Source organism: Desulfotomaculum sp. 1211_IL3151 (assembly GCF_036763075.1).
Taxonomy (GTDB): Bacteria; Bacillota; Desulfotomaculia; order Desulfotomaculales; family Desulfotomaculaceae; genus Desulfotomaculum.
Genome location: NZ_JBAIYV010000044.1, coordinates 106896 through 128569 on the forward strand (window position 1 = coordinate 106896; position 21674 = coordinate 128569).

General features: G+C 46.0%; 19 protein-coding genes and 1 other annotated feature. All 19 genes read left to right on the forward strand.

Annotated features, from left to right (window positions below; genetic code table 11):
* The first annotated feature begins 17 nt into the window (after positions 1–17).
* The 19 genes from V6C11_RS12690 (at position 18) to V6C11_RS12780 (ending at position 21636) form a co-directional block, all read left to right on the forward strand.
* Entirely contained in the window at positions 18–836 is an 819-nt protein-coding gene (locus V6C11_RS12690; protein WP_333531542.1) for a respiratory nitrate reductase subunit gamma, read from the forward strand.
* Positions 837–2228, forward strand: a complete 1392-nt coding sequence (locus V6C11_RS12695; protein WP_333531543.1) for a (Fe-S)-binding protein — start codon at positions 837–839, stop codon at positions 2226–2228.
* A gap of 153 nt (positions 2229–2381) precedes the next feature.
* Entirely contained in the window at positions 2382–2699 is a 318-nt protein-coding gene (locus V6C11_RS12700) for a TusE/DsrC/DsvC family sulfur relay protein (protein ID WP_333531544.1), read from the forward strand.
* Positions 2700–3046: 347 nt separating this feature from the next.
* The gene (locus V6C11_RS12705) at positions 3047–4465 is read left to right on the forward strand and encodes a cobyrinate a,c-diamide synthase (RefSeq protein ID WP_333531545.1); all 1419 of its coding nucleotides are present in this window, start codon (positions 3047–3049) and stop codon (positions 4463–4465) included.
* Between the two features lie 135 nt (positions 4466–4600).
* The gene (gene sleB / locus V6C11_RS12710; protein ID WP_333531547.1) at positions 4601–5305 is read left to right on the forward strand and encodes a spore cortex-lytic enzyme; all 705 of its coding nucleotides are present in this window, start codon (positions 4601–4603) and stop codon (positions 5303–5305) included.
* A 14-nt stretch (positions 5306–5319) separates the two neighbouring features.
* Positions 5320–6675 (forward strand): germination protein YpeB, encoded by a 1356-nt coding sequence (gene ypeB, locus V6C11_RS12715; protein WP_333531548.1) that lies wholly within the window; start codon positions 5320–5322, stop codon positions 6673–6675.
* 44 nt (positions 6676–6719) lie between these two features.
* Positions 6720–6941 (forward strand) — a binding site (T-box leader).
* Between the two features lie 40 nt (positions 6942–6981).
* Positions 6982–7461, forward strand: coding sequence for an Lrp/AsnC family transcriptional regulator (locus V6C11_RS12720; RefSeq protein WP_333531549.1), 480 nt, complete (start codon positions 6982–6984; stop codon positions 7459–7461).
* Positions 7462–7499: 38 nt separating this feature from the next.
* Entirely contained in the window at positions 7500–8654 is a 1155-nt protein-coding gene (locus V6C11_RS12725; protein WP_333531644.1) for an aminotransferase class I/II-fold pyridoxal phosphate-dependent enzyme, read from the forward strand.
* Positions 8655–9059: 405 nt separating this feature from the next.
* Entirely contained in the window at positions 9060–10574 is a 1515-nt protein-coding gene (locus V6C11_RS12730; protein WP_333531550.1) for a sodium:solute symporter family protein, read from the forward strand.
* Positions 10571–11869, forward strand: a complete 1299-nt coding sequence (locus V6C11_RS12735; protein ID WP_333531551.1) for a phenylacetate--CoA ligase family protein — start codon at positions 10571–10573, stop codon at positions 11867–11869. The genes V6C11_RS12730 and V6C11_RS12735 overlap by 4 nt, the downstream gene beginning before the upstream one ends.
* A gap of 24 nt (positions 11870–11893) precedes the next feature.
* Positions 11894–13675, forward strand: a complete 1782-nt coding sequence (iorA, locus tag V6C11_RS12740; protein WP_333531552.1) for an indolepyruvate ferredoxin oxidoreductase subunit alpha — start codon at positions 11894–11896, stop codon at positions 13673–13675.
* Positions 13668–14243 carry an indolepyruvate oxidoreductase subunit beta gene (locus V6C11_RS12745; protein ID WP_333531553.1) on the forward strand — a complete coding sequence of 192 codons (576 nt, stop codon included), beginning with the start codon at positions 13668–13670 and terminating at the stop codon, positions 14241–14243. The genes iorA and V6C11_RS12745 overlap by 8 nt, the downstream gene beginning before the upstream one ends.
* Before the next feature lie 538 nt (positions 14244–14781).
* Entirely contained in the window at positions 14782–15984 is a 1203-nt protein-coding gene (dsrA, locus tag V6C11_RS12750) for a dissimilatory-type sulfite reductase subunit alpha (RefSeq protein WP_333531554.1), read from the forward strand.
* Positions 15985–16044: 60 nt separating this feature from the next.
* Entirely contained in the window at positions 16045–17109 is a 1065-nt protein-coding gene (gene dsrB / locus V6C11_RS12755; protein WP_333531555.1) for a dissimilatory-type sulfite reductase subunit beta, read from the forward strand.
* A gap of 111 nt (positions 17110–17220) precedes the next feature.
* Complete coding sequence (locus V6C11_RS12760; protein ID WP_333531556.1) at positions 17221–17436, forward strand: hypothetical protein; 216 nt, start codon at positions 17221–17223, stop codon at positions 17434–17436.
* Between the two features lie 179 nt (positions 17437–17615).
* A complete protein-coding gene (locus V6C11_RS12765; protein ID WP_333531557.1) occupies positions 17616–18038 on the forward strand; it encodes a DUF1934 domain-containing protein in 423 nt (140 codons plus the stop codon).
* A 51-nt stretch (positions 18039–18089) separates the two neighbouring features.
* Positions 18090–19775, forward strand: coding sequence for an arginine--tRNA ligase (argS, locus tag V6C11_RS12770; protein ID WP_333531558.1), 1686 nt, complete (start codon positions 18090–18092; stop codon positions 19773–19775).
* 14 nt (positions 19776–19789) lie between these two features.
* On the forward strand, positions 19790–19954 hold the full coding sequence (locus tag V6C11_RS12775) for a XapX domain-containing protein (protein ID WP_333531559.1): 165 nt from the start codon (positions 19790–19792) through the stop codon (positions 19952–19954).
* Between the two features lie 80 nt (positions 19955–20034).
* Positions 20035–21636 carry a CTP synthase gene (locus V6C11_RS12780; RefSeq protein WP_333531560.1) on the forward strand — a complete coding sequence of 534 codons (1602 nt, stop codon included), beginning with the start codon at positions 20035–20037 and terminating at the stop codon, positions 21634–21636.
* The last annotated feature ends 38 nt before the right edge of the window (positions 21637–21674 follow it).

A 21674-nucleotide genomic window follows, 5' to 3' on the forward strand; every position in this document is an offset into this window, starting at 1 on the left:
TTAAAGGAGGTGTAGCAGTGACCTATTTCATCCTACAGATTCTTCCTTATATTTCTATTGCGGTATTAGTAATTGGGCTTCTTTACAGAATTGGCAGATGGGCCAATGGCCGCATTGTTCACAACATTACCCTGACTACCCCTGCACCAACTACTCAAACGGGTGCTGTGGTAAACATTGCTACGGAAGCAGTATTTTTCCGCAGTCTGTTTCAGGCCGATAAGGCTCTATGGAGTGGTGCATGGATTATGCACGTTGCTCTTTTTTCAGTTTTGGGCGGACACGTTGTTGGTTTTGGTACTTTAGGCCTGCAATTCTACTACATCGGGCTTACATCTGCAGAACTCAGTACCTATCTATCTGATTTACTTGGTACATCCATGGGTATCCTTGTGTTACTAGGTTTGTTCTACCTGTTGTATCGCAGAATGGCCATTAACGAAGTAAAACAGATTTCTGCACCAAGTGACTATTTACATTTGATATTGCTGATTGCCATTGTAACAGTTGGTAACACAATGCGCTTTGTTCCTGAATGGGGACTGCACTATGAGCCGGTTCGTGACTATGTAGTGCAATTATTAACCTTTTCTGCAGTTACCGCTGACATGGAAGTTATGCATAAACCACTATTTACAATTCACTTGCTTTTGGTTCAAATTTTAGCGATGATTCTTCCCTTTAGCAAACTTTTGCATATTCCAGGCATGTTTGCTCATCGGTGGATTCTTACCCGTCCCCTTGTTGAACCAGCACCTGGTTTACCCGGCATTCCAGTAGGTGGTTCCGGTCATGCCGCTTCCAGCGGTCAATCCACTTCAGGGGGGGTGCAGTAAATGCCATTAACTGAAACTGGTTTAAAGCAACCGGTCAAAGCCAGCGCAGCGGACATGTTGAAGATTGATATCAATCCCGTGCCGGATGACCGAAAGGTTGAAGAAGCCATTAAGCACCTAAATGAATTAGGTCAAAAGTTTCGGTCTCTAATGATTACTTTTGAATCCTGTACCAAGTGTGGTGCCTGTGCAGAGAACTGCCACACATACCTTGGTACGAGGGATCCTTACAACATTCCGACCAACCGTGCAGATTTAATGCGCAAAGTTTATAAGCGCTATTTTACTCCGGAGGGTAAGTTTTTTCCTAAGTTCATCGGTGCTAAGGACTTGGAACTGGAAGATCTAGAGAAAATGTACTCTTACTACTACCAGTGCAATGAGTGCCGTCGTTGTGCTCTAGTTTGTCCCTTTGGTTTAGATACCTGTGAAGTAACCATGGCTGGTCGTCAGCTTCTGCACTGGCTGGGTATGGTACCCAAACTCCAGGCATCGGTTGGTGCGGCTATGAAGAAGACTGGCAACCATACGGGCATACCTAAGGGTGGGTTGGTTGATACTTGTGAGTTCCTGTGTGAAGACATAGTGGATGAAACGGGTGTGGACATGAAGATGCCCATAGATCAGAATGCAGACATTCTGTATATTCCTTCATCTGCGGACTTTATGTTGAATCCTAACACGATGACAGGCGTAGCCAAGTTCTTCCATTACCTGGGCGCTAACTGGACCATCAGCAGTGAGATTGCCGAGGCAGGTAACTTTGGTTTGCTGTTTGACCAGCGCCATACCTTGCGTGCAAACTCTATGCGCATCATTGATGAAGCTTTAAAGTATGGTTGCAAAAAGGTTGTTTGGGGTGAGTGCGGTCACGGCTGGCGTGCCGGCAAAATGTATCTCCCCGGCATGTTAGATCGTCCTGGTCGTATTCCCATTGTGCACCTGCATGATGAAGTACGTTACTACATCGAAAAGGGTGCCCTTAAGCTGAATAAAGATGTTGTTACCAGGCCGGTTACTTTACACGACCCCTGTAACTTTGGTAGAGCTTGTAATATGAGTGATACCTTGCGTGTGGTTATGAATGCTTCTGTTTCTAACTTTGTTGAAATGACGCCAAACCGTGAGCGCAACTTCTGCTGCGGCGGTGGTTCTGCCATTCTGTTCGACGATCCAGAAATGTACGATCTGCGTATCAAGTTCTCTGCCAAGAAAGCAGAGCAAGTACGTGAAACTGGCGTTGATAAAGATGGCGACGGCATTCTATGTGCTCCCTGCTCCATTTGTAAAGCACAACTTTACCCCATGGTTAAAGAACACAAGCTAGGTGTAGAAGTTAAAGGTCTGATTGACTTGGTAGGATTAGCGTTATATCCGCCTATTAATGAGTAAAAAAACATATTAAAATATTACAATATGTTTTTTCTAAAAAATATGTGCTTGTACTACTACAAAAAATATCATAAAGAGTATATAATATAAACTGGTATAAAAGTTCCGCATAAGCGGTGCTAATAAAAAAAACTCCTGGAGGTGCGCTTTTAGATGGCATTTATCGAAGTAAACGGCCAGCAATATGAAGTTGATGAGGATGGTTTCTTATTAAACCCCGACACCTGGGCAGAAGACGTTGCTAGATACTTTTGCAAAGAAGAAGGTATCGATGAGCTAACCGAAGATCACTGGAAAGTAATCAAGTACCTGCGTGACTACTTCTTCCAATTCGGTATTGCTCCCATGGTTCGTAAGCTGTGTAAAGACACCGGCTACAGCCTAAAAGGTCTTTACGAACTGTTCCCCACCGGCCCTGCTAAGGGTGCTTGTAAACTGGCTGGCCTTCCCAAGCCCACCGGTTGCGTATAAGAATAAGCAAAATGTATACGCCCTCACTTGGATCTCCCCAGGTGGGGGTGTTTCCTTTTAGCGATTAGTCTTTAGCCATTAGCTATTAGCCGGTGGCTATTAAATTTTTAAAATATCTTGTAGGTTATTGGCGGCAAATAGAGAATAAAAAACATGGATAGAGAAACTCTATAACTATACCAGACAGAACCAAGCTTCTCCCTAAGTTTTGCTGCTATCCCCCTCTAAGAGGGATAGCACGAGAGACAGGGGCAGTCCACCCTAAGATTTTCGTTCTTTGCTGGTGTCGTTCATTAAACGATGAAAGTATAATAGCTACAGGCTAACAGCTAAAACGAGGTGATACGTTGTCTCATATATACAAAATTCCGCGCCTGTTGGTTGGGGCACCCCAGGGACGGTCGGGGAAAACAACAATTACGGTGGGCTTGATTGCCGCGCTAACCGCCAGGGGTCTTAAGGTGCAACCCTTTAAAAAGGGGCCGGATTTTATTGATCCCAGTTGGTTAACAAAGGTTGCCGGTTCTACCTGCCGTAATTTAGATAGCTACTTGATGGAGAGAAATGCCATCCGGCGAAATTTTATAAAGCACGCCCAAGGGTCCGACTTGGCCATTATTGAGGGGGCTATGGGCCTTTTCGATGGAGTTGATGTTGAGGGCAGCGGTAGTGCAGGTGAACTCGCTAAGATTGTCCAAGCACCTGTGCTGCTAGTAATTAATTGTACGAGAATGACTCGTAGTGTGGCGGCCATGGTGAATGGTTTTGCTCACTTTGATCCGGATGTCAAAGTGGGTGGGGTAATATTAAATCAAGTGGCCCGGAGTCGCCATGAAAAAATGCTTAAATCATCTATTGAAAAATATTGTAGTGTGCCCGTGTTGGGTGTTATGCCGAAGGGAGAGCAATTTTCCATCCCGGACCGACACCTGGGCCTAATCCCTGCGGGAGAAAACGATGCCTTGATGGAAGCCGTACAAAAAATCGGTACCGCTGCAGCCCAATACTTGGATATAGACGGTATTATTAAAATGACCAGGCATTGGCCCGAGCTGGAGGAAGAACAGCCTATTAGCAAACCCGTAGAGATAAAATGGCTAAACCGGCTAGAGCCTTCGCCTGGGGGAGATAAACCAATAATCGGCGTAATTCGTGATCGGTCCTTTTCCTTTTATTATCCGGAAAACCTTGAGGCATTGGTAGAAGCTGGCGCTAAGTTGCTTGAAATCAGTGCTATTTCAGATCAAATGCTGCCAGCCATTGATGCTCTTTATATAGGCGGGGGCTTCCCGGAAATCTTGGCCCAAGAACTTCAGGCTAACCATTCCTTTCGGAAACATTTAAAGCAAATGATTGAACAGGGCTTGCCAGTCTATGCAGAATGCGGTGGGCTCATGTACTTGGGTCGGCATATTCATTGGGAAGGCAAATCCTTTGAAATGGTCGGTGCCCTGCCATTGGAAGTGGAAATGATTAAAAAACCCCAGGGCCACGGTTATATGCACCTAGAGGTGCTGCCCGGTACCCCTTACTACCCCACGGGTAAAATCGTTAAAGGACATGAGTTTCATAACTCCCGGGTGATTGATGTGGACACCACCAATTGTAATTTTGCATTTAAGGTATTGCGCGGTCACGGAATCAATGGTGAGTACGATGGGATACGCTATAAAAATGTGCTGGCCCTTTATAATCACATCCACGCTGTGGCTGAAACCGACTGGGCGCAGTATTTTGTAAAATTGGCAAAGGATTGGAAAAGGTAGCCCTTTGCCTTAACCCTCGGAGCACAAAAGAACCGTCCCCTTGTGCTCTTAGAAATTCTCGGAGTTTTTCTTTTTGAGCTCCACATAATTTTCAAGCCCTGAGGAAAAATAACAAAAAAAGTAGGGGTGAAATAGATGCAGTGGGGACTTAGGAAAAAATACTTAATTTGGCTTTTAACTGTTGTCTTTTTAGGCAGTATCGCAGGATATGCTTTTGCCCAGGATGATGTATTATATTGGGGCAGCAGTGGTACCAAGGTAAGGGCAGTGCAGCAGAGGTTAAAGGACTGGGGTTACTATGATGGACCGGTTGACGGTTATTTCAGTGGAAAAACAGCCTCAGCCGTAAGGAAATTTCAGGCCCGCCATGGCTTAACTGCGGATGGTTTAGTGGGACAGAGAACCTTCAGTGCCATGGGATTATACACGCCCCCAAAGAAAACTACCTATACCGTTAAATCATCGGGTACGATTGCTTATGTGGGAAATGATCATAATGTCAATTTATTAGCCCGGGTTATTATGGGAGAAGCTGCGGATGAACCCTATGTTGGAAAGGTGGCAGTGGGTGCGGTTATACTCAATCGGACGAAGCATAGCAGTTTTCCCCAAACAATGGCTGGCGTAATATATCAACCCTTGGCCTTTGAATCTGTAGCTAACGGCCAGTATAATAGGGCAGTAACTGCCGATGCCATTCGGGCCGCCCAGGACGCTTTAGCTGGGTATGACCCCACTGGAGGTGCAACATTTTTCTGGAATCCCTATAAACCAGTGAGTAAATGGATCTGGTCCCGTAAAATCGTAACACAGATTGGAAATCATGTCTTTGGATTATAGGAAGGGGTACGCTTATGAAGAGATGGGGTTTGCCTGCCCTAGTGGGGCTGTTGATTTTAGCTGTGGCTGGTTTTTGGGGCTATAGAGAGTACCAAAATAAAGTGGTATTAGAGAACTACCTTAATAGTCGATATCAAATGTCTTTCTATAACTTGATTAACCGGGTGCAAAACATGGAGGTTTTGCTTGGTAAAACATTGGCAACTGCAGGGGATACGGATAACACTTTAATCTTTTCGGAAATTTGGCTGCAGGCAGAGGGAGCGAGGGAAAATCTTACCCAATTGCCACTGACTTCCGATATAGTGGGACGAACCGCCAAATTCTTAGCCCAATCTGGTGATTTTGCTAGAGTGGAAGTTAAGAAAATTACCAGTGGACAGTCTCTGGCCGATGAGGAATTTAATATTTTAAACAGCCTTTACCGACAGGCCTCCCAATTAAACAGGGATTTGCAAAGCATGGAGCGGCAGGTAGCTGACGGCAGACTTACTGTTGCGGAAATTACTCAATCAGCAAGGCAAGAGTTGGATAAAGGGGCACCCACAGGGGGGTCTAGTAACTTCCAAAGCATTGACCAACAAATGCAAGGCTTTCCGACCCTCATTTATGACGGCCCCTTTTCAGATCACCTGGACAGAGCTGCGCCGGTTGGTTTAGGAAACGAACCGACAAGTGCCGATGAAGCTAGAAACATAGCCAGAAAATTTGTGGATATTCCAGATGATGAATCCTACCGGGCCCAAGTAGCCGGTCGTACGAAAGAAAAAATACCCGGCTATACCATCGAATTGATCCCCCGGAACGGCCAAGCCGGACGTATCGTAGGTAATGTCAGTGATAAAGGCGGTAAAATAGTCTGGTATATGGACAGTAGAACGATTGGTGCACCCAAGCTTTCCATTGATCAAGCAAGGGATAAAGCACTAAACTTTCTAGAATCAAGGGGTTATCAAAATACTGTTAATGTTTATCATCAGACCCAGGACAATCGCGTAATTTTTAATTTTATACCACAAGAACGAGGAGTTGTACTCTATCCGGATCAATTAAAAGTCAGTGTGGCTTTGGATGATGGCCAAATTATTGGCTTTGACGCCCGGGGGTACCTCATGGCCCACAAGGAAAGAGATATTCCGGCACCCAAAATTAGTGACAGTGAGGCCAGAGGAAAGGTAAACAAGAGAATGGCAATTACCAGGACAAGATTGGCCATTATTCCAACGGATGATGGGAAAGAAAGGTTCTCCTATGAAATTACCGGGGATATTAACGGGGAAACTTATTTGGTCTATGTAAACGCCATCACGGGTAAAACGGATAATGTATTAAAATTAATTGAGCAAAAAAATGGAATTTTAACAATGTAAATTGACAGAGTATAAAGTGAATGATACACTTAATCTACATTACAAGAAAATCGATGATGGGGAAGAAAGCAATGTTAATTGTTGCAGCGAGCCGGGGCAGGTGCAAGCCCGGCCAATGAAGTTGCTAGGCCACCCCAGAGAGCTAGCCGAAATTCAAAGTAAGCTTTGCCGGTTCTCTTCGCCGTTACCGAAGACCGAGTGGGTTACCCAGTAAACGGGGTAATCAATTAGGGTGGTACCACGGAAACATAAACTCCGTCCCTTCTTTAGGGATGGGGTTTTTTATTTTACATGGAGGTGCATGAAATGTTAGAAATTTTAGGATTACTACAATGCAACAGTCGCTTAACTGCCAAGGAAATAGCGGTTATGACGGGAAGATCAGAAGAAGAAGTAAAAATGATTATTGAAAAACTGGAAGCAGACAAAACAATTATTAAATACTTTACCCTAATCAATTGGGAAAAGGCGGGAGTTGAAAGAGTAAATGCCCTGATCGAAGTAAGAATGACACCCCAACGGGATGTTGGCTTTAACTCCGTAGCCGAACGCATTTACCGCTTCCCGGAAGTTAAAAATGTTTATCTCATGTCCGGAGCCTATGATTTGGCAGTATTTATTGAAGGGAAAACCATGAAAGAGGTAGCCCTTTTCGTAGCAACAAAATTAGCCACCATCGAAAATGTACTCAGCACGGCAACTCACTTTGTCTTAAAAACCTACAAGCAGGATGGCTTTATTTTTGAAGATCGTGAGACGGATCAAAGGCTGGTGATTCAACCTTGAGTAACAAGTGGAGCGACTATATTAACCCAGCGGTAAAAATGATACCACCCTCCGGCATTAGAAGATTTTTTGATCTAGCTGCGGAGATGGAGGGAGTAATATCCCTAGGCGTGGGTGAACCGGACTTTGTTACACCCTGGCATATCCGGGAATCCTGTGTCTACTCTTTAAACAGGGGCAGAACCAGTTACACCAGCAACCACGGTCTGTTGGAGCTAAGGGAAGAAATTGTCCAATATATGGGGAGTCAGGGGGTCCACTATGACCCCAGGAAAGAAGTTTTGGTTACAGTGGGCGTTAGTGAGGCATTGGATATTGCCTTACGCACCTTGATTAGCCCCGGAGATGAAGTGATTATACCCACACCCTGCTATGTATCCTATATACCCTGCACAACCCTGGCGGGTGGAGTGCCTGTTACCGTGGCCACCAGTATGGAGGATAACTTCCGACTAACTGCCGATAAATTGGAGGCGGCCATTACACCTAAATCCAAGGTATTGCTTCTGTGCTTCCCAAACAATCCCACTGGGGCCATTATGGATAAAGAAACCCTGCTGCAAATTGCCCAGTTGGTAGAAAAACACGACCTCTTGGTAATAGCCGATGAAATATACGAAAGGCTCACCTATCATGGCCAACATACCTGCTTTGCCTCACTGCCTGGTATGAGGGACCGTACCATTATCCTAAACGGTTTTTCCAAGGCCTATGCCATGACTGGCTGGCGGTTAGGTTATGCGGTAGGCCATGAAGACTTCATTGCCGCCATGACGAAGATTCACCAATATACCATGCTTTGTGCACCTGTTACAGCGCAATATGCCGCCCTAGAGGCACTGCGTAATGGAAAAACTGCTGTGGATAATATGGTGGACCAATACAACCGCCGCCGTCGTTTGGTGGTGCATGGCTTTAAGGAAATTGGCTTACCCTGCTTTGAGCCAGGGGGCGCCTTCTATGCCTTCCCTTATATAGGTGATACGGGTCTAACTGCCGCTGAATTTGCAGAAAACCTATTAATGGAAGAAAAGGTAGCAGTCGTACCGGGTGATGTCTTTGGTCCCGGTGGAGAAGGCTGCGTTCGCTGCTCCTACGCCTCTTCGGTGGAAGACCTAACCGAAGCCATTAAAAGAATCGGTCGCTTTATCAAACGTCATGGTATAAATGCAACCAAACAAGTATATATTTAATTAGTTCCTAACAAAACCACCGGTACCAGCCGGTGGTTTTTACTAGCCATTAGCTGTTAGCTATCCTGAAAAGTGGTCGTGAGCCATGGGCTTGTAGGCTGCCTCTGGGTGCCCGTTACCGCTAAAATTGCTAAAAGCTAAATAAAAGTCAAAAAAGATTCTTATAACTTATTGCAGAAAATGACATAACCATATAAAATATATCCTAATGTTGCATTAATTAGGGAGGTGGTAGGTAGGACGGTAGGTGATTTTGGTTCTGTAGGACAGTGGGTTGGAGAATGGTTAGGTAGTTAGGTAGCTATTTGGTTACTTGGTTATTTTGTAGGTAGGTAAGAAAAAGCAATTAGGGTAGCAAAGAAGTAGGAATGAATGCACACAAATGTAGAACGGGAGGAAGGAAGAATGAAAGGGATATTTTTGACCCTTTTTATAGGGTTTCTTTTATTTATTGGGCTTTTTTGCATGAGAGGCAACAAAACCCTCAATGATTTTTTTCTAGGGGGTAGATCCGTTGGGCCTTGGCTGTCAGCCTTTGCCTTTGGCACAACCTATTTTTCGGCGGTTATTTTTATTGGCTATGCCGGTAAGGTGGGCTGGGGCTTTGGTTTATCTACTCTTTGGATTGTGGTGGGCAATACACTTTTAGGGAGCTTGTTGGCCTGGTGGGTATTGGCCAAACGAACCCGACAGATGACGGTTCGTTTAAATGCACTAACAATGCCACAATTTCTCGAGGCAAGATACCAGGCACCCGGTTTCAAGATGTTTGCTGCCGGGATTATTTTTGTCTTTATGATCCCTTACTCTGCATCGGTATTTATGGGCTTAAGCTATCTATTTGAACAAGTTTTTAGCATTTCCTATACCTTCGCAGCCATTGGCATGGCGGTTTTAACCGCTATGTACCTGGTAACTGGCGGCTATAGAGCGGTGGCCCTGACCGATGTGGTGCAGGGAACCGTTATGATTTTCGGTGTTTTTACCTTGCTTTACTATGTTTTAGGAGCACCTCAGGTTGGTGGCTTAGGGCAGGTTGTAAGTAAATTACAGGCCATAGATCCAAAGCTGGTAGCACCTGTGGGGGCGCCAGGTTGGTTACCCATTGCTTCCCTCGTCATTTTGACCAGTTTAGGTACCTGGGGCCTACCCCAAATGGTACAAAAATTTTACGCTATCAAGGATGAAGCAGCCATTCGTCCAGCCACCATTGTATCCACTCTATTTGCTCTGGTAATTACAACAGGAGCTTACTTTACAGGCAGCTTATCGCGGCTGTTTTTTGATAAGGTCCCGGTGGATGCCCTAACCGGCAAACCGAATCCGGATCTGCTGATTCCGCAGATGCTGATGAACATAATGCCGGAATGGGCAGTAACCTTGCTTTTGTTACTGGTGCTTTCTGCATCCATGTCCACCCTGGCATCCTTGGTCTTGGTGTCTAGTTCAGCAGTAACCATTGATATTATACAGGGCCTATCGCCAAAGCTTCCCGATAGACGGAAAGTTGGTTTAATGAGGTTCTTTTGTTTGGTATTTATTGCTTTATCCGTGACCCTTGCTCTGGCCAAGCCAACCATTATATTAAGTCTAATGGCTATCTCCTGGGGAACCATCGCCGGAACATTTCTGGCCCCCTATGTGATCGGTCTGTATTGGCGGAAGGCCACGGCCAAAGGGGCTTGGCTTGCTTCCCTTACGGGGCTAACCATTTCGATCATCTTTAGCTTCTACGTCAAGCTGGATGCCGGACTGATTCCTACGGTGGGGGTTTTGGCCATGCTGGTTCCTTTAGTGGTATTGCCTCTGGTTAGTATGGTCACAGAGCCATTGCCAGAAAGTCACCTGAGGCAGGTATTTGGTAAGGATTTCCCCACGGGAATAAGGGGCGTCAAAAATAAAAAGGTGGAACAGCTATGATCTGGAATGAACAGTTAGAAACCATCAGCCGGGAGGAATTGCAAAATCTGCAAGCCTCCCGGCTTCGGCAAACCGTAACGAATGTCTATGAAAATGTACCTTATTACAGAGAACTCTTTAGCCAGCATGGAGTGAGCCCGGAGGATGTTAATGGGATAGACGATATAACGAAACTGCCCTTTACCACCAAGGCATCCTTACGTGACAATTACCCCTTTAATATGTTTGCCGTACCGATGAAAAAGGTGGTGCGTCTCCATGCTTCCTCTGGAACCACTGGCAAACCCACGGTTGTAGGGTATACCCGTAATGATATCGAAACCTGGTCCGAGCTAGTGGCCCGGATGGTTACGGCCGCCGGGGTTAGCGATGAAGATGTGGCTCAGGTCAGCTTTGGCTACGGTCTGTTTACCGGGGCCTTTGGATTGCACTACGGCCTGGAAAAGGTAGGGGCAACCGTGGTGCCTGCTTCTACCGGCAAGACAGAAAAACAAATTATGCTAATGCAGGATTTTGGGGCAACTACCCTAATTGGTACTCCTTCCTACGCCCTGCACATGGCAGAGGTGGCCAGGGAAATGGGGATAAACCCTAAATCCGTAGGCCTAAAAATAGGCCTGTTTGGTTCAGAACCATGGACCGAAAGCATCCGAGCTGAGCTTGAAGAAGCCTGGGGCTTATTTGCCACCGACAATTATGGCCTTAGTGAGATTATTGGGCCGGGTGTAGCAGGTGAATGTCAAGAACGAAGGGGTATGCATATTTCCGAAGACCACTTTTTGGTTGAGGTGATTGATCCGGAAACCGGCGAATCCGTACCGGATGGTACAGAAGGTGAATTGGTTATTACTAGCCTGACCAAGGAAGCACTGCCCATTATACGTTACCGTACCAGGGATATCACAGTAAAAACCACAGAGCCCTGCGCCTGCGGCAGATCCACAGCCCGCTTGCGTAAAGTAAGCGGCAGAACAGATGACATGTTAATTATCAGCGGCGTCAACGTCTTTCCATCCCAGATTGAGGATGCCCTGTTAGCCATAGATGGGGTTGCCCCCCATTATCAGTTAATCGTAACAAAGAAAGGCTATCTGGATGTATTGGAAGTTCAGGTGGAAATGAAAGATACCGCCTTTACCGGTAATTGGCGGGATCTTGAGAGGTTAGAAGGGAAGGTTCGAGCCCACTTGCAAGCAGTACTTTCCATTGGTCCCAAGGTGAAATTTCTCGAACCTCGTTCCCTGGAACGTACAGCAGGAAAAGCAAAGCGAGTAATCGACTTGAGAAATAAATAGACCTTATTATGGGAGGTTGAAGCCATGAAGGAACTACTTTCCGGCAACTCTGCCATTGCTCGGGGTGCCTATGAGTCGGGTATCACGGTTGGTGCGGGCTACCCGGGCACACCCAGTACAGAGATTTTAGAGAATTTTGCCAAGTACCCAGATGTTTATGCTCAGTGGTCGCCCAATGAAAAAGTGGCCCTAGAAGTCGGTGCCGGGGCATCTATAGCCGGGGCCAGAGTTTTGGTGACCATGAAGCACGTAGGTGTTAACGTGGCCGCAGATCCGTTGTTTACCTTGGCTTATACCGGTGTCAGCGGAGGACTCATTCTAGTGTCTGCCGATGACCCAGGTATGCACAGTTCCCAAAATGAGCAGGACAACCGCTATTATGCTTTGATGAACAAAATTCCCTGTTTAGAGCCTTGCGACAGCCAGGAAGCCAAGGATATGGTAGCCCTGGGATTGGAGATTAGTGAGCAGTTTGATACGCCTGTATTACTCAGGGTAACCACGCGGGTTTCTCATTCCCAGAGCTTTGTCGAAATCAAGGAGCCAAGCCCCAGAGACCTACGGCCCTATGCCAAAGACCCCTTAAAGTATGTTATGGTGCCGGCTCATGGACGCCTGCGCCGGGTCTTTTTGGAAGAAAGAATGGCACGGTTAAAGGAATACAGTGAGAATAGTCCTTTAAACTTTATCGAGTGGAAAGATACGAATATTGGTATTATTACCAGCGGCATTAGCTATGATTACGTCCAGGAAGTATTACCCCAGGCTTCAATTTTGAAATTAGGCCTGACCAACCCATTGCCGGAAAATCTTATTAAACAATTTGCGGCCGGGGTAGACAAACTTTTTGTTATCGAGGAACTAGAACCCTTTTTAGAAGCACAAATCAAGGCCATGAGCATTAAGGTAATTGGCAAAGAATTGTTCCCTTCCTACGGGGAATTTAGTTCCGCACTGATTGCTAACAGCTTAGCCAAGGCTGGCATTGACGTGGCTGAGGAATTTCAAATAAAAGATCAGGCCGGCAAGGAAGCTGCGGCCACTGCTGAACCACTGCCAGGGAGGCCGCCGGTTCTGTGTGCTGGTTGTCCTCACCGGGCTGTATTCTACACACTGAAAAGACAAAAATTAGTAGTTAGTGGTGACATTGGTTGTTATACACTGGGCAGCTTAAGCCCGCTAAGTGCCATAGATACCTGTATTTGCATGGGAGCCAGTGTAGGGGCTGCTCTGGGTATGGAAAAAGCCAACCCTGAGATGGGCCGTAAAACCGTTGCCGTCATTGGTGACAGTACCTTCATGCATTCAGGGATCACTGGCTTAATGGATGTTGTTTATAACGGTGGAACATCGACTGTACTGATTCTGGATAACAGAACCACTGCCATGACCGGTCATCAGGAAAACCCGGGCACCGGTTCGACCCTGATGGGCAAACCTGCCCCACAGGTGGATTTAGAGGGCATTGTCAGGGCTGTGGGGGTTAAACGGGTAAGAATTGTCGACCCGTCGAATTTAAAGGAATTGGATCAGGCCATTAAAGAAGAAGTGGCAGCTTTGGAGCCATCCGTTATTATCGTTAGACAGCCCTGCGTTTTGCTTAAAGGGACGGTCATCTCTGAACCGGTGGAAGTGGACAATGACCTATGTATTAACTGTGGCGTATGTCTAAACCTTGGTTGTCCAGCCATCAGCCGCCAAGAAGACACGGTTAGTGTTTCGGCCATTCAGTGTAGGGGCTGTGGTCTTTGTATTCAAGTTTGCAACAAAAAAGCCCTAAAAAAGCGGGGTGAACAAAATGCTTAAGCCAGTAAATATTTTACTAGTTGGTGTGGGTGGACAGGGAACCATTTTAGCCACCCGTATCTTAGCCAAGGCAGCCCAGGATGCCGGCTATGATATCAAGGTATCAGAAATTAAAGGCATGTCCCAGCGGGGCGGCAGTGTGGTCACTCAAGTTCGCCTGGGGCAAAGGGTTTATTCACCCTTAATTGCTGAGGGGAATGCGGATGTCATTTTAGCCTTTGAAAAAATGGAGGCTCTCCGTTGGCTCCCCTATTTAAAAGATGGTGGCAGCATTATTGTTAACGATCAGGCCATTGCCCCAGTGCCAGTTTTGTCTGGTGCAGCGGTTTATCCTGAAGATTGCTTGGAGCGAGTTATGAAATTGGCCCCCAATACAATTGTTGTAGATGCATTGAATGTCGCTCTGCAGTGTGGGAATCCAAAGGTTATCAATGTGGTATTGGTTGGCCTTTTGGCAAAGAAACTTTCGATTGACAAAGAGTTATGGCTGAATGCCCTGAAAACCCGTGTGCCGGAAAAATTTATTGATGTAAATATGAAAGCCTTTGCAGAGGGTTACAACCTATAGGTGCTTTTTAGCCGACCGCTTTAGGAGACTTAAGCTAGGCCATGAGCCTTTAAGGGTCTTTAGCTCATGGCCTAGAATATAAGACAGACAAAAATTGTTAAAGTCAACAGAAAAACCTACAAGACAACCTAAGCGGGATGTGCTATAATGGGTCTCGTGGTCAGGAAATTAGCAGCCGAACAGCAAGAAGGCATTGCTTCTAGATTGACCAATTAATTAATAAACATTATAAAGTTTTGCCGCAATTCAGATTTTGCAAAAAACTCTGCCTTCTGCATGTCGGATTAGCTGTTGACAGACTAGGAGGACAGGTGTAAAATTTATGTGAAATATAAATGTTTACAGTTGATCTGGATTGTGCAAATTTAGACAACGTATTGCCTGCATCTTCGTGTTGGACAAGTTTGTCTTTTTTTGTCTAACTAACTAGATTTAAGCAACTTGTAAGGGTTGAACTAGATTTAGTGATAAGAGGCCGGCTGTGCCATTATGGCGGGATAGATACTATCCTTTTTACAAAAAAACGGAGGTGAACTTAATGACCGATACCAAGAAGACTCCTCTCTTGGACGAACTCGAGAAAGGCCCGTGGCCTAGTTTCGTAACAGAAATTAAAAAAGCCGCTGCCAACAACCTTTCTTCCCAAGACCTGCTGGGTCAGTTGGAGCTTTCCTACGTAGAAAAGAAAGCCCACTGGAAACACGGTGGTCTGGTAGGTGTTATGGGTTATGGTGGTGGTGTAATCGGTCGCTACTCTGACGTACCCGAGCAATTCCCCAACGTAGAACACTTCCACACCGTACGTTTGAACCAACCTTCCGGTTGGTACTACAACACCAAGGCTTTACGCCAGGTGTGCGATGTTTGGGAGAAATACGGCTCTGGTCTGACCAACCTGCATGGTTCCACTGGTGACATGGTACTATTAGGTACAACCACTGAAAACATCCAAACCATTTTTAACGAAGTTTCTAACTTTGAAGCGCATCCAATGGATTTAGGTGGATCTGGTTCCAACCTGCGTACCCCCAGTTGCTGTGCTGGTCCCGCTCGTTGCGAATTTGCAATGATCGACACCTTGGATCTCTGTCATGATCTGACCAACGAGTTCCAAGATTACCTGCACCGTCCCATGTGGCCTTACAAGTCCAAAATTAAGATTTCTGGTTGCCCCAACGACTGCGTAGCTTCTATCGCTCGTTCTGACATCTCTATCCAGGGTACCTGGAGAGACGATATCAAGATCAATCAAGAAGCTGTACGTGAGTATGTTGCCGGCGGTTTTGATATTGATGGTCTGGTTGTTTCCAAGTGCCCCACCAAGTGCATGGCTTGGGATGGCAACGAACTAACCATTGACAACGCTAACTGCACCCGTTGCATGCACTGCATTAACAAAATGTGCAAAGCATTACGTCCTGGGGACGATCGTGGCGCTACCATCCTAATCGGTGGTAAAGCTCCTATTCTTCAAGGTGCTATGATGGGTTGGGTAATCGTTCCCTTCATGAAGCTTGAGTCTGGCTCCGGCTATGAAGAACTCAAAGAGTTCTTAGAAAAAGTCTGGGAGTGGTGGGATGAAAACGGTAAGACCCGTGAGCGTATTGGTGAACTGATCCTTCGCTTGGGTATGCGTAACTTCCTGCGTGCTATTGAAGTCGAGCCCATTCCTCAAATGGTTATGGCTCCTCGTGCAAACCCATTCTTCTTCTGGTGGCCTGAAGAAACCGTTCAGGACTAATTTGAATAATATGCAGGCTGATGCCGCATAAAATAATGAAATGGGGAGAGGTGAACCACATTGGCACAAGCAAGAACTGACATTGGACCGCCGCTCTATAAGGAAATGTTGCCGCCCGTTATCCTAGAGAACTATGGTAAATGGCAGTATCATGAAATCTTAAAGCCCGGCGTGCTCGTACACGTTTCTGAAACCGGAGCTAAGCTGTACACCGTACGCGCTGGTTCTCCGCGTTTGATTAGTATTTACTTCATTCGCGAAGTATGTGACTTAGCAGACAAATACTGTGATGGTTACCTGAGATTTACCAGCCGTCACAACATCGAGTTCCTATTATCTGACGAAGCTAAGGTCGATGCTCTTATTGCAGATCTAAGCGCGATTGGTGTTCCCGTTGGTGGTACTGGCAACTCCATTACCAACATCGTACACACCCAAGGTTGGGTACACTGCCATACCCCTGCCACCGATGCCTCCGGTATCGTTAAAGCCGTAATGGATGAACTGTTTGAATACTTCACCACCATGAAGCTGCCTGCCAAGATGAGAATCGCTCTGGCTTGCTGTTTGAACATGTGCGGTGCTGTACACTGCTCTGACATTGCGATCCTGGGTATTCACAGAACCGTACCCAAAATTGACCATGAAAACCTGCACAAACTGTGCGAAATCCCAACCCTGACTGCTAGCTGCCCCACTGCAGCTATCCGTCCCAATCCCAAACTGAAATCAGTTGATATTAAAGCTGAGCGTTGCATGTACTGCGGTAACTGCTACACCATGTGTCCGTCTGTACACATCATCGACGCTAAGAACGATGCTGTTTCGATCTGGGTTGGTGGTAAGATTTCCAACAGCCGTATTGGTCCCAGATTCTCTCGTTTGGCCATCCCCTTCCTGCCCAACAACCCCCCACGCTGGCCGGAAGTTGTTGACGCAGTTAAGCACTTGGTTGAGATATATGCTGAAAATGCACAACCTGGTGAGCGTATGGCAGAGTGGATCGACCGCATTAGCTGGGAGAAGTTCTTCGAAGTTTCTGGTCTGGAATTTACAGACAAGCACATCGACGACTTTACCCTTGCTCAAACTACTTTCAGAAGCACCACTCAGTTCAAGTGGTAAGAATATAGCTGCTTGATACCGAGTATAATAGGTTTATGAGCCGCCGCCGCAAGGCGGCGGCATCTAATCATTTACCACCCATATGGATGGTAGGAAACGGTGGTGTAAACAATGGAAGAAACTAAAGAAAAAATTTTAGCTTACCTCGCAGGAGTTAGCAAAGAAAAACCCCGTGTAGTTGCCGAAAAAATTGGTGTTAAAAAGAAAGAAGTTGACAAGGCTGTTGCCGAACTGGCTAAAGAAGGTAAAATTGAGTATCTCTACATTGGTACCTCCTATATTACCCTAGCCGGTAAAGACCATACACCTGGCGTTGAACACAACTAATTTAACATGATGTTAAACTCAAAAAAGAGCGGAAAGCATCCGCTCTTTTTTGAGTTTAACCATTGAGACAAGGGGACGGTGGGTCAAATAACCTGTCCCCTTGTCTCAAGACCCCAAAGCTAAGCCACAGGGTTTCATGGATGCTGAGAGGGTTACAATAATAGGGGAGGGCTTGACTTATGGGGAGAAATGTACAAATAATAGTAAGAAGCAGCCAAAGGGGTTTTGATAATAATCCAGAGGTAATCGAACTTAATTATGAAGGTACCATCCATCAAAAAAATAATAACTACTATATCGTCTATAAAGAAACAGAAAACACCGGCATGGGCAATACCACCACGACCCTTAAAGTAGAAACAAACGCTATCACCATCAGCCGCAGTGGTGCAGTTAACATGAGACAAGTTTTTCAAAAAGACCTTGAACACCGTGGTTTTTATCAAACACCCTATGGTGACATGGAAATGGCAGTGATAGCGAGGAATATTGAGGCAAGCTTGACAGAGCTAGGGGGAAGTATTAAGCTAGAATATGAATTAGAACTAGACCATTCGACGTTGGGGATGAACGATTTAGAGATAGCCATAACGCAAATATAACACAACACAAATACACCTAATATTTACCTCAAAAACGAAGGAGGATTTTCTTTGCAAGGATTGGTAGAACAGGTTAAAATCGGCCTAGCTCTGGCGTTGCAAGCGGCTATTGGCCAGGCTGTGGCTAATGGCCAGTTAAATCCGGTGGAAGCACCGGAGGTGGTCATTGAAGTACCCCGTGAAAAGGGACATGGTGATTTTGCCACCAATTTAGCCATGCAGCTGGCAAAATCGGCAAAAATGGCCCCCAGAAAAATAGCAGAAGCAATAATAGATAACCTGGACTTGGCAAGTACCCCCGTGGAGCGTGTGGAGATTGCCGGACCGGGCTTTATTAATTTCTACCTGCAAACAAGCTGGGTATATGGGGTCATCCCCATGGTTTTACAAGAAGATCGTAACTATGGGCGGCTGGAAATAGGTGAAGGACAAAGGGTTCAAGTGGAGTTCGTCAGTGCGAATCCCACTGGTCTATTGCACATGGGCAATGCGCGGGGAGCAGCTTTGGGGGACAGTCTGGCATCCATCCTAGATTTTGCCGGTTACCAAGTGGGTAGAGAGTATTATATCAATGATGCTGGCAACCAAATCGAGAACTTTGGCAAATCCCTGGAGGTTCGTTTTCTCCAACAATTAGGTCAAGATATTCCCATGATTGAACAGGGATACCATGGTGAAGATATTGTTGATACGGTAAAGGGGTTTATTAATAAAAATGGTACGGCTCTGGCTGAGGCAGATGAGGATACCCGCCGGAAAACCTTAGCAGCCTATGCTCTTCAAGAAAAACTAACTCATATCCGTAACACCCTATTGGACTTTGGTGTGGTCTATGACAGATGGTTTTCTGAACAATCCCTGTATGATAGCGGGGCCATTACCGATACCCTAAAGGAACTGCGCCAAAGGGGTTATATTTATGAACAGGAGAACGCCCTTTGGTTTAAGGCCACTGATTTTGGCGATGAAAAAGACGAGGTATTAGTCCGGTCAAATGGCATTCCCACTTACTTTGCTGCTGATATTGCTTATCATAAAGATAAATTTGATCGTGGCTTCGATCGGGTCATTGACATTTGGGGTGCAGACCATCATGGCCATGTTAACCGAATGAAAGGTTCCATGGAAGCCTTGGGCTATAATCGGGATAATTTACAGATAATCCTCATGCAGTTGGTTCGCTTGTTCCGGGGTGGAGAAATAGTCCGCATGTCCAAACGAACCGGGCAATTTGTCACATTGGAAGAATTGGTGGAAGAAGTGGGCAGAGATGCGGCACGTTATTTCTTTGTCATGCGCAGCCCAGATAGCCACTTGGAATTTGATTTGGATTTAGCAAAATCCCAAACCAATGATAACCCTATTTTCTATATTCAATATGCCCATGCTCGCATCTGCAGTATTTTGCGTCAACTACAGGAACAGGGGCGTAAACTGCCGGAAATCAGTGAGGTCAATCCTGCACTGCTTAAAGAAGAAGCAGAATTGGAACTGCTGCGTAAATTAGCGGATTTCCCCACGGAGATTGCCGCCGCCGCGGAACTTATGGCACCCCATCGGATTGCCCGCTATCTCCATGACCTGGCAGGTTTATTCCATAGTTTCTACAACAGCCATCGGGTCATTACCGAAGACGCAGCTCTCTCGGATGCACGTCTATTATTGGTACAGGGTGTTCGTATCGTGCTAAGAAATGCCCTGGGACTGTTGGGCCTAACGGCACCGGAAAAAATGTAAGGAGTATTTTAAAAATGAAAGAGGTTATTTATGCCACCTTCACTGGTTTCCTGGTCGGCCTCCTCTTTGCCAAACTTAAACTACCTATTCCTGCACCACCCACCCTGGCAGGTGTCATGGGTATTGTCGGTTTATTTTTAGGTTATATACTTGCTATACGATTAGGGTGGATGCGATAAACTATTGACAGGATAAGTCTCGATCGTTAGAATGGGATAGGTATTACCAAAAATTCTACAAACTTTGACAGGAGGCAACCATGGCCAAGTTTATTTTTGTTACCGGCGGAGTGGTGTCATCCCTGGGTAAGGGTATTACGGCAGCTTCCTTGGGTCGGCTATTAAAGAGTCGTGGCTTAAAAGTTGCCATACAAAAGCTAGACCCATACATTAACGTAGACCCAGGGACCATGAGTCCATACCAGCACGGCGAAGTCTTTGTTACAGAAGACGGAGCTGAAACGGATCTGGACTTAGGACACTATGAACGGTTTATTGATACGAACTTAAATAAAACCAGCAATATGACCACCGGGGCCATTTACTGGTCTGTTATTAGTAAGGAACGCCGGGGTGATTACCTAGGGGGAACCGTACAGGTCATTCCCCATATTACCAATGAAATCAAAGAAAGAGTACTACGTATGGCCAGGGAACTGGATTCCGATGTGGTAATAGCGGAAATCGGGGGTACGGTTGGGGATATTGAGTCCCTGCCCTTCCTGGAAGCCATTCGTCAGCTCCGGGCTGATCTGGGTAAGAACAATGTGATGTACATTCACGTTACCCTGGTTCCGTATCTAAGGGCAGCCAATGAGTTTAAAACCAAGCCCACCCAACACTCTGTAAAAGAGCTAAGAAGCATTGGTATTCAGCCGGATGTTATCGTTTGCCGTACCGAGAAACCATTTCCCAAAGAGATGGAAGAAAAATTAGCCCTTTTCTGTGATATTGACAAAGACGCTGTTATTCAGGCAGTGGATGCCTTCTCCATTTATGAAATTCCGCTGCAAATGGAACTAGAGGGCTTGGATGATATTGCAGTGGAACGATTAGGCCTCCAGTGCGGTGAAACAGATATGACGGAATGGAATAACATGGTGGAACGCATGAAAAATCTCAAACAGACCACCACCATTGCCTTAGTCGGAAAATATGTATCTTTACCGGATGCCTACCTCAGTGTGGCCGAGTCCCTACGTCATGCCGGCCTTAAGCATGATACCTCTGTGGACATACGTTGGATTAACTCCGAAGATCTTGAGAAAGTTTCCCCGGAGGAGCTTTTAAGTGATGTTGACGGTATATTGGTACCAGGCGGTTTTGGTGATCGGGGCATTGAGGGTAAGATAAATGCCATTCGCTATGCCAGGGAGAACAAAATACCTTTCCTGGGCATTTGCTTGGGTATGCAACTGGCAGTTGTAGAATTTGCCCGTAGTATTCTTGGCTGGCAGGATGCGAACAGTTCAGAATTTAACCCTCACAGTCAATCCCCAGTCATCGACCTTTTGCCGGAGCAAAAGGATTTAGACAAGATGGGTGGCACCATGAGGCTGGGTGCTTACCCTTGTAAGCTGGTACCCGGTACCCTGGCCCATAATGCCTACGGGGAAGAAATTATTTATGAGCGTCATCGGCATCGTTATGAGTTAAACAATGAATTTCGCAAAGATTTAGCCCAAGCTGGTATGGTATTCAGTGGCACCCTACCCAATGGCAAGCTGGTGGAGATGATAGAGCTAAAAGATCACCCCTGGTATTTGGCTACCCAATTCCACCCAGAATTCAAATCCCGCCCCAATCGCCCCCACCCCATATTCAGAGATTTTGTCGGGGCTGCCATCAAAAACAAGAAGTAAGGTAACTGACAGCTTTGGTGAAATTGACCAAAGCTGAT

Excerpts from the sequence above, each read along its gene's own strand:
- V6C11_RS12695 (WP_333531543.1), top strand. The coding sequence starts at position 837 with ATGCCATTAACTGAAACTGGTTTAAAGCAACCGGTCAAAGCCAGCGCA.
- V6C11_RS12700 (WP_333531544.1), top strand. The coding sequence starts at position 2,382 with ATGGCATTTATCGAAGTAAACGGCCAGCAATATGAAGTTGATGAGGAT.
- sleB (WP_333531547.1), top strand. The coding sequence starts at position 4,601 with ATGCAGTGGGGACTTAGGAAAAAATACTTAATTTGGCTTTTAACTGTT.
- ypeB (WP_333531548.1), top strand. The coding sequence starts at position 5,320 with ATGAAGAGATGGGGTTTGCCTGCCCTAGTGGGGCTGTTGATTTTAGCT.
- V6C11_RS12720 (WP_333531549.1), top strand. The coding sequence starts at position 6,982 with ATGTTAGAAATTTTAGGATTACTACAATGCAACAGTCGCTTAACTGCC.
- V6C11_RS12725 (WP_333531644.1), top strand. The coding sequence starts at position 7,500 with ATGATACCACCCTCCGGCATTAGAAGATTTTTTGATCTAGCTGCGGAG.
- V6C11_RS12730 (WP_333531550.1), top strand. The coding sequence starts at position 9,060 with ATGAAAGGGATATTTTTGACCCTTTTTATAGGGTTTCTTTTATTTATT.
- V6C11_RS12735 (WP_333531551.1), top strand. The coding sequence starts at position 10,571 with ATGATCTGGAATGAACAGTTAGAAACCATCAGCCGGGAGGAATTGCAA.
- iorA (WP_333531552.1), top strand. The coding sequence starts at position 11,894 with ATGAAGGAACTACTTTCCGGCAACTCTGCCATTGCTCGGGGTGCCTAT.
- V6C11_RS12745 (WP_333531553.1), top strand. The coding sequence starts at position 13,668 with ATGCTTAAGCCAGTAAATATTTTACTAGTTGGTGTGGGTGGACAGGGA.
- dsrA (WP_333531554.1), top strand. The coding sequence starts at position 14,782 with ATGACCGATACCAAGAAGACTCCTCTCTTGGACGAACTCGAGAAAGGC.
- V6C11_RS12760 (WP_333531556.1), top strand. The coding sequence starts at position 17,221 with ATGGAAGAAACTAAAGAAAAAATTTTAGCTTACCTCGCAGGAGTTAGC.
- V6C11_RS12765 (WP_333531557.1), top strand. The coding sequence starts at position 17,616 with ATGGGGAGAAATGTACAAATAATAGTAAGAAGCAGCCAAAGGGGTTTT.
- V6C11_RS12775 (WP_333531559.1), top strand. The coding sequence starts at position 19,790 with ATGAAAGAGGTTATTTATGCCACCTTCACTGGTTTCCTGGTCGGCCTC.
- V6C11_RS12780 (WP_333531560.1), top strand. The coding sequence starts at position 20,035 with ATGGCCAAGTTTATTTTTGTTACCGGCGGAGTGGTGTCATCCCTGGGT.